14 protein-coding genes and 2 tRNA genes are annotated in these 15,323 nt (G+C 44.9%); 10 read left to right on the plus strand and 6 right to left on the minus strand.

Annotation, left to right across the window (positions count from 1 at the left end; all coding sequences use genetic code 11):
• From gap to rpoN, 3 genes are all read right to left on the minus strand, one after another.
• Positions 1 to 1,014: a type I glyceraldehyde-3-phosphate dehydrogenase gene (gene gap, locus MM817_RS02510; protein ID WP_241711855.1), complete on the minus strand. Its 1,014-nt coding sequence runs from the start codon at positions 1,012 to 1,014 to the stop codon at positions 1 to 3.
• 36 nt (positions 1,015 to 1,050) lie between these two features.
• On the minus strand, positions 1,051 to 2,085 hold the full coding sequence (locus MM817_RS02515) for a sugar-binding transcriptional regulator (RefSeq protein WP_241711856.1): 1,035 nt from the start codon (positions 2,083 to 2,085) through the stop codon (positions 1,051 to 1,053).
• Positions 2,086 to 2,242: 157 nt separating this feature from the next.
• Positions 2,243 to 3,595: an RNA polymerase factor sigma-54 gene (gene rpoN / locus MM817_RS02520; RefSeq protein ID WP_241711857.1), complete on the minus strand. Its 1,353-nt coding sequence runs from the start codon at positions 3,593 to 3,595 to the stop codon at positions 2,243 to 2,245.
• A gap of 240 nt (positions 3,596 to 3,835) precedes the next feature.
• On the opposite strand from rpoN, the gene MM817_RS02525 reads away from it, so the two are divergent.
• Positions 3,836 to 4,633 carry a pyrroline-5-carboxylate reductase dimerization domain-containing protein gene (locus tag MM817_RS02525; RefSeq protein WP_241711858.1) on the plus strand — a complete coding sequence of 266 codons (798 nt, stop codon included), beginning with the start codon at positions 3,836 to 3,838 and terminating at the stop codon, positions 4,631 to 4,633.
• A 94-nt stretch (positions 4,634 to 4,727) separates the two neighbouring features.
• Here MM817_RS02525 and MM817_RS02530 read toward each other — a convergent pair whose 3' ends face one another.
• Together MM817_RS02530 and thiD are read right to left on the minus strand one after the other, a co-directional pair.
• Positions 4,728 to 5,540: a L,D-transpeptidase gene (locus MM817_RS02530; RefSeq protein ID WP_241711859.1), complete on the minus strand. Its 813-nt coding sequence runs from the start codon at positions 5,538 to 5,540 to the stop codon at positions 4,728 to 4,730.
• A gap of 19 nt (positions 5,541 to 5,559) precedes the next feature.
• Positions 5,560 to 6,432, minus strand: a complete 873-nt coding sequence (thiD, locus tag MM817_RS02535) for a bifunctional hydroxymethylpyrimidine kinase/phosphomethylpyrimidine kinase (RefSeq protein ID WP_241711860.1) — start codon at positions 6,430 to 6,432, stop codon at positions 5,560 to 5,562.
• Between the two features lie 176 nt (positions 6,433 to 6,608).
• Here thiD and MM817_RS02540 point away from each other — a divergent pair.
• The 9 genes from MM817_RS02540 to bshB2 all read left to right on the plus strand — a co-directional run bounded on the left by MM817_RS02540 (position 6,609) and on the right by bshB2 (position 14,739).
• Positions 6,609 to 6,680, plus strand: a tRNA-Arg gene (locus MM817_RS02540).
• A 42-nt stretch (positions 6,681 to 6,722) separates the two neighbouring features.
• Positions 6,723 to 6,794, plus strand: a tRNA-Lys gene (locus tag MM817_RS02545).
• 230 nt (positions 6,795 to 7,024) lie between these two features.
• Entirely contained in the window at positions 7,025 to 8,290 is a 1,266-nt protein-coding gene (locus MM817_RS02550) for a methyl-accepting chemotaxis protein (protein ID WP_241711861.1), read from the plus strand.
• A 249-nt stretch (positions 8,291 to 8,539) separates the two neighbouring features.
• Positions 8,540 to 9,523, plus strand: a complete 984-nt coding sequence (locus MM817_RS02555) for an aldo/keto reductase (RefSeq protein WP_241711862.1) — start codon at positions 8,540 to 8,542, stop codon at positions 9,521 to 9,523.
• Between the two features lie 340 nt (positions 9,524 to 9,863).
• Positions 9,864 to 11,129, plus strand: a complete 1,266-nt coding sequence (locus MM817_RS17190) for a GGDEF domain-containing protein (protein ID WP_241711863.1) — start codon at positions 9,864 to 9,866, stop codon at positions 11,127 to 11,129.
• 56 nt (positions 11,130 to 11,185) lie between these two features.
• A complete protein-coding gene (locus MM817_RS02565; protein WP_241711864.1) occupies positions 11,186 to 12,289 on the plus strand; it encodes a substrate-binding domain-containing protein in 1,104 nt (367 codons plus the stop codon).
• Positions 12,290 to 12,319: 30 nt separating this feature from the next.
• The gene (locus tag MM817_RS02570) at positions 12,320 to 13,366 is read left to right on the plus strand and encodes an extracellular solute-binding protein (protein WP_241711865.1); all 1,047 of its coding nucleotides are present in this window, start codon (positions 12,320 to 12,322) and stop codon (positions 13,364 to 13,366) included.
• Between the two features lie 149 nt (positions 13,367 to 13,515).
• Positions 13,516 to 13,866, plus strand: coding sequence for a YojF family protein (locus tag MM817_RS02575; protein WP_241711866.1), 351 nt, complete (start codon positions 13,516 to 13,518; stop codon positions 13,864 to 13,866).
• A 210-nt stretch (positions 13,867 to 14,076) separates the two neighbouring features.
• On the plus strand, positions 14,077 to 14,739 hold the full coding sequence (gene bshB2 / locus MM817_RS02580) for a bacillithiol biosynthesis deacetylase BshB2 (protein ID WP_241712268.1): 663 nt from the start codon (positions 14,077 to 14,079) through the stop codon (positions 14,737 to 14,739).
• Positions 14,740 to 14,910: 171 nt separating this feature from the next.
• On the opposite strand, the gene MM817_RS02585 is transcribed toward bshB2, so the two are convergent.
• Positions 14,911 to 15,321 carry a DUF5684 domain-containing protein gene (locus MM817_RS02585; protein WP_241711867.1) on the minus strand — a complete coding sequence of 137 codons (411 nt, stop codon included), beginning with the start codon at positions 15,319 to 15,321 and terminating at the stop codon, positions 14,911 to 14,913.
• Between the last annotated feature and the right edge of the window lie 2 nt (positions 15,322 to 15,323).

Here is a 15,323-nt window from a genome sequence, read left to right on the forward strand (position 1 = left end):
TTACAGTCCGCGCTCCGCCACATAGGCTGTCAAATCAACTACGCGGTTGGAATAGCCCCACTCATTGTCATACCACGAAACGACTTTCACCATCGTACCGTCAATCACCATCGTCGATAAACCATCCACAATGGAAGAAAAAGCATTGCCATTAAAGTCTTTAGAGACGAGCGGCTCATCTGTATAGTCTAAGAAACCTTTGAGCGATCCTTCTTTCGTTGCTGCGCGCAACGCTTGATTAACCTCTTCTACTGTTACAGACTGGCTTAATTCCGCATTGAGATCAACCACAGATACGTTTGGTGTTGGCACGCGCATAGAAAAGCCATTGAGCTTGCCTTTTAATTCTGGCAAAACGAGCGAAACAGCTTTAGCTGCACCCGTTGTCGTCGGGATAATGGAGAGTGCCGCTGCACGTGCGCGCCGCAAGTCACTATGTGGCAAATCGAGAATTTGTTGATCATTTGTATACGAGTGAACGGTCGTCATTAATCCGTGAACAATACCAAACTGCTCATGGATGACTTTTGCAATCGGCGCAAGACAGTTCGTTGTGCACGAGGCGTTTGAAATCACATGGTGTGCAGTTGGATCGTACTTCTCGTGATTGACCCCCATCACAACCGTAATGTCTTCATTCTTTGCCGGGGCAGAAATAATTACTTTTTTAGCTCCACCTTGCGTAATATGCACTTGTGCTTTCTCTTTGTCTGTAAAGATACCAGTCGATTCCACGACGATCTCCACACCTGCATCAGCCCACTTTAAATCCCCTGGATTGCGCTCGGCAAACACTTTCACATGACGACCATCGATCACAAGTTCTGAACCTTCTGCACTTACATCGTGTGGAAAAATACCGTGAACAGAATCGTATTTCAATAACATAGCAAGTGTTGCTGCACTCGTTAGATCATTAACTGCAACGATCTCCACATCATCGCGCGCAAATGCTGCACGAAAAACATTTCTGCCAATACGCCCAAATCCATTAATACCCACTTTAACTCCCACTAGAATCGCTCCTTTAATATCAGTGATATCTTTCAATCAATGCGTACCTACATCAGCAAATTCAAGAATCGCCCTTGCAGCACCTTCATCTGTGACTAACGCATCAATCTGGTACGCTCTTGAAGCCGCGCGAATGGCCGCACCTTTTGCACGACCTCCTGCAACTGCAATGACCGCATCGATCTCTGCAAGATCCTCTAACCGCATCCCGACGGTATTCATCGTATAGACAATCGCGCCTTGTGCGTCAAAATAATACCCAAACGCTTCAGCAACTGCTCCACTAGACTGCAAAATGGCAACCGTATCATCATCTAGTTGCCGGCGTAGTGCCATAGTTAGCGCATCGCCAATCCCATGCACCACAATATCCGCTCGGCGAATGCGTTCCGCCATCTCCTGGATGACCGGTTCTTTCGACAATCGTTCAACGGTAGCTTTGCTCAGCGACTCAGGAACATGAAACATGCGATATGTACCACCGAGCTTATCGGCAAGTTGCGACGCAATCGTGTTAGCTAACAGCTCAACACGTTCACCAAGTCCACCACGCGCAGGCAAAACTTCCACTTGTTGTGTCGATATAACCCGTGGCATCATCTCTGCCAACGTGGCCATCGTTGACCCACCTGTCACGGCAACCGTACAAGGTGGTACAATATATCCCTGCAACATCTGTGCTGCAGCATGCCCAATATCGCGCATCACCGCATCATCTTGCTCACAGTCTCCAGGAACCACCGTGACTCGTGAGATCGCAAGTACAGTCGCCAATTGCTGCTCTAATTCTCGACGACCATCCAATTTACGGATGACCTTATCCAGATCAGCCAGTAAAATTTCACCTGCATCTGTCACAGACATCCCGATCGGCCCTACGTCAATAAGACCTTGCTCTTTAAATAATTCAACATCAGCACGGAGGATCCGTTCCGTGGTTCCGAGCACTTGTGCCAGGCTACGGCGTCCGATCGGTTGGTGCAAAAAAATTCGTTGGAGAACGCGATAGCGAGAACGAAACTTTTGCGCCAATTCCGGCACTAGTCGCTGACTTGCCTGTAATAAATCCAAGTCAATCGCCCCTCACATACGTTCACGCAATCACGTATCTTCTCTTGAAGACTAGTAGGACACCATGTGTCCCACATAGACCAGGATGCGTCCCGCTATATATTGTACTATAACTTTTATCTTTCTGGAATACAAGAAAAAGCAGCGAAAGTAAACTCTACCCTTTCGCTGCCATCGTTACTGGTACTACTCGCCGCTCTGCAGAATTGGCGATGTTTAATTCTTCTCTATACTTAGCAATCGTTCGTCGTGAAATGCGAATACCACAGTGTCTAAGCTGATCGGCAAGCTGCTGATCTGTGCACGGTACCGCCTGATCTTCTTGCTCGATCAGGTGCTTTAGCTGCGCTTTCACACTCATTGCTGACACACCATCCGATTGTCCGGAAGAGAGTAACCGAGCAGAAAAAAAGTGCTTGAGCTCAAATATCCCCCGCGGAGTTTCTGCGTACTTCCCAGCAACCGCACGACTCACCGTAGATTCATGAACGCCTAATTGATCAGCCACCATTTTTAAAGTAAGCGGTTTCAATAGTGCATCCCCGAAATCTAGATAGTCCCTTTGGTATTGCACAATTACTTCAGCTACCCGTTGCACCGTGCGCTGCCGCGCTTCGATACCATGAACAAATGCCTGAGCTAAACTCGTCTGTTGCGCAACATAATCGCGCACTTCACTTTTGCGTTTCTGATGTAAAAAAGCACTGTATTCCTCACTCAATCGAAGCTTAGGAATAGCCATATCATTGGCCATCACTACATATTCTGTAGCGAGCTTAGTCACAATCACATCTGGATAAATATACTGTGTATCTTCTACAGCATACTGTAACCCAGGCCTAGGATTGAGTGATTGAATCACATCGATTGCCTTTTTTGCCTGATATTCTGTACAATGAAACTTCTGTGTCAGTTTATTTAACCGCATATGGCTAGCGCGCAATTGTGTCAAATCACCTTCCACCATACGACAAGCCAAATCACTCGTTGCACGATCTACTTGTTCTGTAGCCACGAGATCATATAATTGTAAGAGTAAGCATTCCTGTAAGTCTCGTGCCCCTACTCCTATTGGATCCAATCCCTGCAAGATACTAACTGCAACTAACACTTCGCTTTTGCCTACTCGCAAATGCGAAACAACATCGTCCACCGTGACGCTGAGATACCCTCGCTCATCTAAACAGTCAATTAGATAACTTACAAGCCTTCTTTTTCGTGTACACACATCTATCATGGCTAACTGTTCTCGTAACACATCATCTAACGTTTTGCGACGGGCGACAGCATATAAGGCTGCATCACTTTTTCGTCCAAGACCGCGCAACCGCATTCTCTCTTGTCTTTCTCTTTGCGGCCATTCTAGCATCGGATTATCAGTAATCGCTGTTGCAGCTGACTCCCATAGTTCGTGCGTAGACATCTGCAATATGGCGATCGCTTGCGCAAGCGTCTGCGTCAACGCAAGACGCTGCACCTGTTGTTGTACCAGTCGATACCCTTGTTGCACCTGCATCGCCTCCACAAGAATCTCAAACCGCAATATATTCCTTTAAGCAAGTTTCAAGCCACACACTCTCTAATTCATTATATTTCACAAGTTGTTACTAAAACAGTGATTTATAAAAATATTTTTTGGGTTAACTAATCTGTTAATTTATTCATTTACGAGATAAGCCCATCTAATTATTTATCTTTCTGCATACAATGTGATACACACCACATAGAGTCACTGAGGGAGGCGACCACTATGCATATCGGCATTATCGGCACAGGCAGTATGGGCGGAATGCTCACCACTGCATTTTGTGAGGCAGGTCACGAATCTGTGTTCATCTACAATCGAACGGCAAGTAAAGCACAACTACTAAAAGACACCTTTCCAACTGTCATTACCTTGTGTGAGAATCCTATCGAAGTCGTCTCGCAATCAGATCTTATATTCCTTTGCACCAAATTTACAGACCTCCCGCCTATCTTCGAATCCATCCGTTCAACATTACAAGATAACCAGTATGTAATTTCGATCAATAGTCACATCACACTCCGCGATCTTGAGGAAAGCCTATCTTGTAAAGTGGCTAAAGTGATACCTAGCATCACGCAAACTGCGCGCTCCGGAATCTTATTATTTATGGGTGGACGTCGGCTGAATTCACACGACGAGGACGCACTTTTTGCAATCCTACGCACGATCGGCATCCCATACGCCATCGCGGAAGATATGACGCGTGTGTACTCTGATCTGACGAGCTGTGGACCTGCTTTTATGGCAAACTTACTCTTGCAATACGTCCAAGCAGCAAAACAACATGGAGTAGAAGAGGATGTAGCAGAGCAACTGATCGCTTCCATGATGATTGGATTAGGCAAACTCATCACAGAAAAAAACATGACCTTGCAGGACGTCGTTACTCGCGTCTCTGTTCCAGGTGGAGTGACAGAAGCGGGTTTGCGCGTCCTTCAAGATGCCGATCAAGACGTCTTACTGCGCGTACTAAGTGCCACCGCACAAAAGCAAGAGGAGATGGCGCACAAAACCACGTAGTGTAAAGTTATCTACACGTACGTGGTCACTGTGCGTTTCTTTTATATTCACAGCGCGAACAGTTACACTACTACTTTGCTCTTTTCACAGTCAATTAGTTTGTCATTCCTGTTGTTTGTGCATCTTGTGGCGCAGTAGCTTGCTCAGCCAATCGCTGAACGGAGCTTGGATCGTATAACGTGTGTCCAAGCAACTGTAACGGAGCCTGCTCGACCACGACTTCTGTGCGGTATGGAATATGTCCATAAAACCACTTCGCATCTGGAATCGTTAGATGGAAGCAACCTTCAGAGGCAGGGTGGCCAAGTTTCGCTGCAACGTGAAGCAATACCTGCTCATCTTTATTCATCGGCACACTATGAAATAAGAAAATTCCATGACCGTGCCAAGATACCCAGTACTTCGCACCCATTTGATATTGGTCTGCATAAAACCAAGTACCACGCTCAGACTGAATGTGATAAACACCAAGCGGTGTACTTGAATCTGGCGCCTTATCAATTCCAGAAGATGTAATCATCGTATACAGTAAATGATCTCCTTGGAAAATATAGACAAGTTCTTGGTCGATACTCACATCAATCCACACGCGTTCATTAGGCTTTAGAACTGGATATGCTCCATCGGATGACTTATAAGGGTTATAACGCAAATATACCCCATCGATTACGACTGGGTCTGGCTTTGGCGCGTTATTTGTAGTTGGCTTTATAACAGGTTTCACATGCACTTTTGCATGATCGGATGATGTAGGTTCACTTTGCGCAAAGGCCACATGGCCTGACAGCTTGTCCACTGCAGATTCATATACATGCTGCGCGGTTGCTATAGTCGAAGCTTGGTGTGTCAACACAAATCCTGCACAAACCACTACAACTGCTCCGCCTATGATTGTCTTCAATCCCATAATAATGCCCCCTACTCACTTATTGATTGCCATTGACTTCGTGCAATTCCCCATCCATATGTCCCCAAATTTGCTTAGTTACTGTATCTTGTTGTTCCATGAGCGCCCAATGATTCGTCGGCCCATGTCCGTGACCAAGTGAAATCCCACCTGCGATAGCTGCGGTAATAAATTGCTTTGCACGTCCTACAGCCATAGTAAACTCCACACCCCGCGCGAGCCATGCCGTGAGTGCAGATGAAAAGGTGCATCCTGTTCCGTGAGTGTTTTTAGTATCTATCCGATCTGCATGAAGCTCATCAACATTTGTCCCATCATATAGGATATCTATGGAAGAACCTCCAGGTAGATGACCGCCTTTAATAATGACTCGTTGCGCTCCCATATCACATATCCGCTTTGCAGCATCTCGCATATCATCGACAGTTTCGATTCGACGCAAAAGCAAAGCCTCAGCCTCAGGAATATTTGGCGTAACTACATAGGCTATTGGTAGTAGCTGCTCACGCAATACACGTTCTGCAGCGGGCACAAGGAGACGTGCACCACCCTTTGCAACCATCACAGGGTCGACCACCAGTTTTTCAATGTGATGTTCTTTCATCGCGGCTACAACCGCCTCGATAATCTCCGGTTGAGATAACATGCCTGTCTTTGCAGCATCTATACCTATATCTGACGCAACAGAATCAATCTGTTGTCGCACAAAGTCTGGCGGCAGATCGTGTATGCCCTGCACACCCATTGTGTTTTGCGCAGTGACTGCAGTAAGAGCAGACATGCCAAACACTCCAAGCATCTGGAATGTTTTTAAATCAGCCTGAATACCTGCTCCTCCACCAGAATCAGACCCAGCAATCGTCAATGCACGCGGCAAGGATGACTGGCTCATGTTTTTTCACACCCGCTTATGATGTCAATTTTATTTCTCTAAAAAATACCGTACCATGCCTCACAAGATCATTCAAGTACTAACCTCTTGATTGCTGTAAACACTTTTGGACAGTCTATAAATGAAGGATACTTGCATAGGCTACTTATCCCATGTATACTATAAAAGTTATGAATGCGCCCGTGGTCCAATGGATAGGACGTAGGCCTCCGGAGCCTGAGGTAGGGGTTCGATTCCCTTCGGGCGCACTGTATAGAACACTTGTCTATGATGTACACGTGTTATCTATTGGGTCATTAGCTCAATGGTAGAGCATCCGACTCTTAATCGGCAGGTTGAAGGTTCGAGTCCTTCATGGCCCACTCTATACATAAACATAGTCTATTTGGATCATGTACACTTAGATAAAAACGTCTACACTACATATGAACGGCGGTTTAACAACGCTCTTCCTCATCGTCATGATAAAGAGAACCTTCCTGCAGGTTCTCTTTATTTTTTATATCATGTGAAACTAGATTAAGAATTCCCCTACAAAATAGAATAATCTATGGTATTCTACAATGAAAGCGTATGATATGGAGAGGTGAATATGAACAAAACAACTTCGTTAACTACCTATCTACTGCGCACGATCACATTAGCGGTAGTAGGAGCACTTATTTTAGTATCGATCTTTTTATTAGCAAACCATATCGTAGGCAGCGAAGCCATAACTTTTAGCTTAGAGATCGTCATCGGTGCTGTACTGATTGGATCCGCCATTAGCTTGATGAACTACCGCAGATTTTTAGCCCCTATTCCCCTTCTGATATCACAAGTAGAAGAACTGGGTCGAGGTAACTTTTCAACGCGACTTGACACGACTAAGAGTGGAGAACTAAAATCCATCGCCTATTCGCTCAATCAAACCATTGAAACACTTACTGTATTGATTGGACATGCTTTTACAACCTCCGATCAAGTTGTTGCCACTGCAGATCACTTGAATATAGCCATGGCTGAATCCGCACAAGCGACAAAGCAGATCTCTACTTCCATGTACACGATGCAAGAAAATACAAAAGAACAATTTTCACATGTCCACTCGGCAAAAAAGGCAGTTGATGCGCTAACAGACGGTGTTAAAGCCGTTCAAGATTATGCAAAACAAACTGCAGAAGCAGCCACTGCCGCTTCACATAGCGCACATCACGGTGAGGGCGTTATACAAGAAGCAATCTCGCATATGGCCACCATTCACGAAACGATTGAACAATTATCTCATTCAATCGAAAACTTAGGAACTCTATCTTTTGAAATAGGAACAATCACCAATGTAATCACGGAGATTTCTAGACAAACGAACCTACTTGCACTTAATGCAGCCATCGAGGCCGCACGGGCAGGAGAGAATGGACGAGGATTCTCTGTCGTGGCTGTAGAGGTTCGAAAATTAGCAGAACAATCCGCTGAATCAGCTCGGCAGATCAGTAAGCTCATCTCAGATATCCAAAATGATACCACAGCGACCATTCTTGCAGCCAAACGCGGTACAGAAAAAGTAGATACAGGAATTGATGCTGTGAAAGAAGCAGGATTTGCATTTGCAACCATTACAACGGCTGTTTTACAAGCTGCCGTACAAATTGAAGAAGTGTTTAAGCAAACAAATGCGCTTTCGATGCTTACAGATGAAGTCGTACATATAACTGATGTGATCAACGGTATTCAAAGAGATGCATCAGAAAATGCCCAACGCTCTGCACTCGCAACAGAAGAACAATTACACGCCTTAGGAGAAATCGCAACGACTTCTGCCAATCTTGTGTTAATGGGCGAAGAGTTACGTGGAGCCTTTGCCCAGTTTTCGTTATAAGATCATGTTTTCTTCATGGACTATGATTACACAAAAAGAGTGTGCACAGGCGACTCGATCTACGCCCAGGCACACTACAAGTGTAGTCAATAAGTCATGGGGGTACACAACTTAGCAACAGATGACTGTATATTATAACAACTAGATTATTCTATCAATATAGAAATATGAAATGATTGTGTTGAATGCAGAACTTATGTCATACTTCCAAAAGTGAAGAAAAATACGCTGTGGATTGGAGGCTTTCACGTGTTATATCGCACCTTAGGTAAGACAAACCTATCGATTAGTGAAGTGAGTTTTGGAACGTGGGCCATTGGCGGATCTTGGGGACAGGTAGATGAGCGTACCGCGTTATCAGGTCTGGCACGAGCGATGGATGCAGGAGTGAACTTTTTTGATACTGCAGATGTATACGGTGACGGACGTGCCGAGCGACTACTTGCACAAGCGACTAAAGGCCGTGAAGATTCCGTCTTTATTGCCACTAAATTTTGCCGTCAAGGAGACATTAACGATCCGTCAACCTATAGTCTCGCACAAGTCCGCGCTTATTGTGAGGCAAGCCTTTCACGGTTGCAGCGAGATGCAATTGATTTATACCAAATCCATTGCCCACCGCACGAGATCATCCAGCAAGGCGATGTATTTACTGTATTAGATCAGTTAAAGCAGGAAGGGAAAATCCGCAACTACGGCGTGAGTGTGGAGACCGTAGAAGAGGGTTTAAGTGCTATGAACTATCCAGGAGTTGCCGCGCTACAGGTGATTTTTAATTTATTTCGGCAAAAACCAGTACAGGCATTGTTTCCTCGCGCTCTAGAAAGAAATGTTGGCATACTTGTGCGTCTACCACTTGCTAGCGGTCTATTGACAGGCAAATTCACAGCAAACGCTGTGTTCGAACCAGATGACCATCGCCATTTCAATCAAGATGGTCAAGCATTTAATGTAGGTGAAACATTTGCAGGGCTCCCTTTTGCAAAAGGCGTCGAACTTGCTGAAAAGTTGCGTTTCATTGCGCAAGGAAGACATACAATGGCGCGCGCATCCATGCGTTGGATTCTCGATCATCCAGCAGTTACTTGCGTGATTCCTGGCTTTAAAACACCCCAACAAGTCGATGATAACTTAGGCACACTCGATGTCCCGTCATTTACTAAAGAAGAACTCGCCACACTACAACAATTTTACGAAACAGAAGTTCATCCCTTTATCCGCGGTGTGTATTAACGATTTGTAGACAAAACGCATCCCCTAGAAAACTACAGTGCTGGGGAATAATCTTGTTTCATCCCCTGAGAATATTTTTTATCAAACTTCCTCTTAAGAGCCTGTTCAAAAAGGGGGCAGGTAAGACCCGCGCAGTGCAAGGAAGCAAGCCAAGAATGTGGACTGAGCGTACATTTTGGGTACGTGAGGGAGCGTTCTTGGCGCTGACGCTGCCATGTGCCGTGGAGTTCTTACCCCTTTTTGAACAACCTCTCTTAAGGAATACCCCCTATTCATTTTGAAGAAACCTAGTATACTAGATTCTTAGGTTCAATTTATTTAGTTTGCTATGGAGGATATCGTGTATAAAGGACGCGTCAGTTTTCCCTTGTTTTGGATTATATGGGTTTCGTTTATTTTAATATCAGCTCTCTCTATTGCCATATCTACCTGGATGAATATGCGTAATACAGAAGCCATGTTTATCAATAACACGTACTCCCGTACCCTAGATAGGATCGAATTTAGTGCTGAACGATGGACCGTATTACCACATACAGAATATAATTTTCGCAAACTTACGCTTCCTCTTCACTTCCTAGATGGCACCCTTATCAACAATACACAAGAGTCGCTACCACTCGACTACGCCATTGTATCTACAAAAACCCACAAGATAAACTACCAGACTGTTTCACAAGCGGTTGGCCATAAAATTTACTCGCCAAATTATGCGCTATTTAAACGAAAGAAAAGTGGTTTCATAGAAGTATATACACCCCTTTTTAAAACCCAGTCCTTTTTAGTTTGGGATCATATCAATGCACATCAATTGTGGGTCGTCAATACTTCAGTTACAGGCTTACAACTCATTATTCAACAAAGTGTGATTCACAATGGAATCGTCATTGCACTATACACGTTTTCTCTTGTCACCATTCTCTCTTTCTTTTTTAGTCAACGGGCAACCACTCTTTTATATCAACTTCTCTCCATCTCAAAGTTTGCATCTAAAGAAAAACAAGAGGTTCGAAAAAAACGCACATGGATCAAAGAGTTTGACGACATTAGTCGTCTTATGTGGGAACATCAAACATTAGTTAAGCATCTTACGGAACGGGACGCATTGACTGGTGCATATAACCGCTATGCATTAGAGCGTACGATGGAACAACATTTTTCTTTACTTAAAGACATACCCACTGTTTTTGTTCTTTTTGATCTCGACCATTTTAAGGAACTCAATGACACTCAGGGCCACCAAAAAGGGGATGAAGCTTTACAAGCACTCACCCAATATCTAACTAAACTACTCTCTGATAAAGACGTTATTGCACGACTTGGCGGCGATGAGTTTGTCTTGCTTTTATTCCACACTGAGTGGTCACCTGCACTTGAACGAAAACTAGTCACGTGGGTCCACCACTCCCCACTTGCATCGTATCACTTGAAAATATCGATGGGTATCGTCGAATTGCCAAGTGAGGCCGAAGATTTTCCTGCTGTATATCGACTTGCTGATCAGCGATTATACGCTGCAAAACGCGCAGGACGTAACATGTTGACTCCACCGCACGATGCCCCGATGGTCTCTTTTACATCAAAGACTCATCATCAAGACGCCTAATAACCTGCTAGCAAATATACTTGCCTCTATGCTATTATATTTGCATAGAGGTGACTATGATGCTCGTGAACCACATCCGCTCCTTACGAATGAAAAAAGGACTTTCACAAGCTGATCTCGCAGAACAGATCGGCGTGACAAGACAGGCGATTGGCAGCATTGAGGCGTGTACCGTCGTGCCAAGCACCACGATTGCCCTTCGTCTCGCGCGCGTTTTTCATCTGCGCGTGGAGGATTTGTTTGAAGAGCCAAAAGATGAACTACTCACTATTGCAAAAGTAGATGCTACTGACGCTCTTTGGCAACCAGGTGATCGCGTCATCTTAACAGGTATTGGCTCCACTCTCACTGCGCATCAAGCGACTGTTTTAGAAGGGTATAGAATTCTTCCACTCCCTGCATCAGGTATCGTAGTGGAGTGCATCGATGCAGAGCATGTCCGTATAGAACGAGCTCCGCTTCCATCTGCCGAACAAACGCTAGTCATTGCAGGATGCGATATTGGACTGGGATTACTTGCACAACATGTCGAGCGCAAGCACCACAGTACACAAGCGATGTGGTATAACGCAGACAATCGACAGGCACTCCATAAATTACAAGTAGGACTTGCACATATGGCGGCTGTCCATTACCCAACTGGTCAACCCGATTTGCACCCACAAGTAGCTACCTTTCCTGCATTACAACGTGTGCGCTTTGCTACATGGCGCATTGGCTTTGTCGTTGCTCGTGGCAATCCTTATCCATTCAAAAGTGTGGAAGATCTATCATCAGGTCGATTGCGGCTTGTCAACCGCCCACAAGGCGCCGGTGTCCGAACCACACTAGATTCATTACTTAGAGCGCACCATATTCCTACGAGCGCAGTCAATGGATATACACGTGAAGTAACTGGCCATTTACAGGTAGTCGATGCAATTGCAACCGGAACGGCCGATGTGGGTATTACCATTGAAAGTGCTGCAGCCGTCGCTAAACTTGACTTCATTCCTATTCACGAAGAGCAATGTGATCTGCTCTTCCCACAGACATCTTCAGACGAAGGCATCGATAGAATCCTATCCCTTTTGCACTCTGACTCTTTTCGGTGGGATCTAACACGCTTTGGTCCATATGATATAGACCATACCGGAGAACTAATTTCATCTACAAAATAATAAATCCAGTAAGAAGGAGTTCATCCATTCATGAAAGCAACCACTCATTTTACAAAACGCACCACAGCCGTATGGTCCACTGCTCTAACCAGCGTTGCTCTTACAACGATTCTATCAGGGTGCGGAACACAACCTGCTTCGACAGCGGTACCCGCAGCAAAACCCTCCACACAGAGTTCCACAAACCTTGGAACTGCCAATGTAGCATACGCAGGATCATTACAACTAGTCAATGACACCGAACTTGGCCCACAATTTACACGTGCAACAGGTATACCCTACGAGGGACGCGGAGGTGGATCTTTTGGTATCGCGCACCTCATTACCAGCGGACAAATTACTCCAAATGTGTTTGAAAGTGTTGGGATTGCACCTATACAACTTTTGCAACCGCATTTATCTACTTATGCGATCGGTTTTGCAAGCTCGCCACTCGTCATTGCTTATTCACCAACTAGTCCCTATGCAAGCACCTTTAAGGCCATCGCTACAGGCGAAAAACCACTTTCCACACTTTTTACTTTAATGGAATCTAAAAATTTTCATTTAGGTCGCACAAATCCTAATACAGACCCGCAAGGCCAAGCGTTTGTCATGATGATGGAATTAGCACAAACATACTATCACTTTCCACATGGTACGGCGCAAAAGATTCTCGGAGGAGTCAATAATCCGTCTCAGATTTTTTCTGAAGAATCGATTCTCTCCCGTTTACAAGCGGGTCAATTAGATGCTTCAAGTGCCTTTTTATCAGAAGCCGTGCAACGCCACCTTCCTTATATCACGTTACCTTCTGCCATTAACTTTGGCGATCCAACAGAACAATCGGTGTATGCGACTGCTCATCTTCATCTCAGTGACGGCAAGACTGTGACGGGCGCACCACTCGAACTCTATGTCACATCTGTGCAAGGAACGCCTAATACGAAAGCTGGAGTTGCATTCATTTCTTATTTGTTATCTAAAAACGGATTAGATCTTTACGAAAAAAATGGGTACCAGTTAACTCCACCTGTGATCTATGGCAATCGAAACGCCATTCCAGCTTCGATTTTGCACGTGTTAACAAACGAGTAATTGTCTTATTTGGAGTCCATACCTGCGGTTCACCTACTCTTGCCGGCATGTACTTTACAACAGCGGTATAATAGATCTAAGATGGCAAATGAACTGTGCATGAAGCAGTCAGACATCATTGAAACCATGATTTTTGGGGGATTTTACACATGGAAGCCATTCAACGCGAAGCGATACAACATGTATTAGATCAGTGGAAAGACAAGCCATTGTACTTGCACCTAGAAACGACAAACGGCGCCTATGCAGCCCATCGTGCCGAATCTTCGATGGCAGTATGCGCTTATATTCGAAACGGGAAGATCAGTTATGAGCGTGGATCAATCACTGGTTCTGGCCCCTATCGCGTCGGCCTAAAAATGAGTGATGGATGGATTTATGCTGAGGGATTAACCGATTGGGAACTCGATCTTCAAGGTCGCCTTCTGATCGCTGGAAACGACAGCGAAGGTCGCCTTGCAGTCGCACTAGAGCTGAGCGAAACACCTTTTCCCTTATAGAGGTTGTTCAAAAAGGGGTCAGAACTCCCCGGCGCATGGCAGCGTTAGCGCCAAGAACGCTCCCTCACGTGCCCAAAACGTACGCTCAGTCCACATTCTTGGCTTGCTTTCTTGCACTGCGCGGGTCTTACCTGCCCCCTTTTTGAACAGGCTCTTATAGAATCATGGAGTACGCAACTGTTGATAGTTACACAAGAAAGGAAGACACCGATGGAACACATGTTAGTGGTCTTCCCGCATCCAGATGATGAGACATTTGGCAAAGCGGGCACGATCGCACGCTATACGAAAGCGGGAACGAAAGTGACCTTGATTTGCGGAACGCTAGGTCAATTAGGGCGAAATATGGGAAAGCCTTTTTTTGCAAATCGTGAAACGCTGCCAACTATTCGCGAAAAAGAACTACGTGATGCTTGTCGAGTTCTTGGCATTGAAGACCTGCGGTTATTAGGTTTGCGCGATAAAACGGTCGAATTTGAAGATCCAGAAAAGATCGCTGATCAGATTGAAGCAGTCATTCGAGAAGTACATCCAACGATTGTGATGACCTACTATCCAGAACATGGCGTGCATCCAGATCACGATGGTCTTTCTGCTGCGACAGTGATTGCTGTGAAACGCATCCCACCTGAACAAAGACCTGTCATCTATGGCTCTGCTGTCACCAATCACGCAGAAGAATTTCTTGGAAAACCAGATATTGTCAATGACATAACCGATGTATTAGATATTAAACTGGATGCTATGCGTGCACACCGTTCACAATCTGAAGCCATGATGGCACAGATGGAGAAAGACATGGAAGATCCAGAAACCAAGAAAAAGATTGAAAAAATGCTGACGACTGAACGTTTTTGGATTTACTCTGTCTAAGTGTCTGCATTCTGCTGATGACCACCATCTACGTTAATGAATGGTGAATAGAGCAACTCCCTGACTGGAGTTGTCTCACATGAAAAAACTAGTCGGCTACAGGACATTGTTAGAATACTGAAGTGTGGCCGACTAGTCTTTTTTACATACATATACATTTTCCATACAGGACTACCTGCGATAGGAAGATGTCCAAGTGATCCGTTGCGAACTGTAATAATAAGCAGGAGAAAAGGCCATTACAGACAAAATGACAAGAAAAATCAATGGACCGATGGTGGGAATAAAGAATAATAGCAAGACCCATGGATTCATGCCAAATACTCGTAAAAATCGTGAGGTCCATAGTAAATAAAATATGATATTAACGATAGGAATAAATGTCCATAAGATATTCCACCCACTCTTTCCAATCGTCCATAGCAGTGGGATCAAGGAAAGAAAAGGAATGTAGGCAAACCACGCAAGTTCAACTTGTGCCTTACGAAATAAAATAAAACTCACAGTACTGGTATAAAGATACAATAGCACATACACCGTACTTGGCACTGCTGATTGATAATACGCGTGCTCAATAAACATAT

Origin of the sequence: Sulfoacidibacillus ferrooxidans (assembly GCF_022606465.1) — a bacterium.
Lineage (GTDB): Bacteria > Bacillota > Bacilli > Alicyclobacillales > SLC66 > Sulfoacidibacillus > Sulfoacidibacillus ferrooxidans.

What these genes read in the sequence shown, in the direction of transcription:
- bshB2 (WP_241712268.1), top strand. Translation starts at nt 14,077, where the DNA reads ATGGAACACATGTTAGTGGTCTTCCCGCATCCAGATGATGAGACATTT.
- MM817_RS02530 (WP_241711859.1), bottom strand. Translation starts at nt 5,540, where the DNA reads ATGGGATTGAAGACAATCATAGGCGGAGCAGTTGTAGTGGTTTGTGCA.
- MM817_RS02570 (WP_241711865.1), top strand. Translation starts at nt 12,320, where the DNA reads ATGAAAGCAACCACTCATTTTACAAAACGCACCACAGCCGTATGGTCC.
- MM817_RS02585 (WP_241711867.1), bottom strand. Translation starts at nt 15,321, where the DNA reads ATGTTTATTGAGCACGCGTATTATCAATCAGCAGTGCCAAGTACGGTG.
- MM817_RS02565 (WP_241711864.1), top strand. Translation starts at nt 11,186, where the DNA reads ATGATGCTCGTGAACCACATCCGCTCCTTACGAATGAAAAAAGGACTT.
- MM817_RS02575 (WP_241711866.1), top strand. Translation starts at nt 13,516, where the DNA reads ATGGAAGCCATTCAACGCGAAGCGATACAACATGTATTAGATCAGTGG.
- MM817_RS02525 (WP_241711858.1), top strand. Translation starts at nt 3,836, where the DNA reads ATGCATATCGGCATTATCGGCACAGGCAGTATGGGCGGAATGCTCACC.
- thiD (WP_241711860.1), bottom strand. Translation starts at nt 6,432, where the DNA reads ATGAGCCAGTCATCCTTGCCGCGTGCATTGACGATTGCTGGGTCTGAT.
- MM817_RS02550 (WP_241711861.1), top strand. Translation starts at nt 7,025, where the DNA reads ATGAACAAAACAACTTCGTTAACTACCTATCTACTGCGCACGATCACA.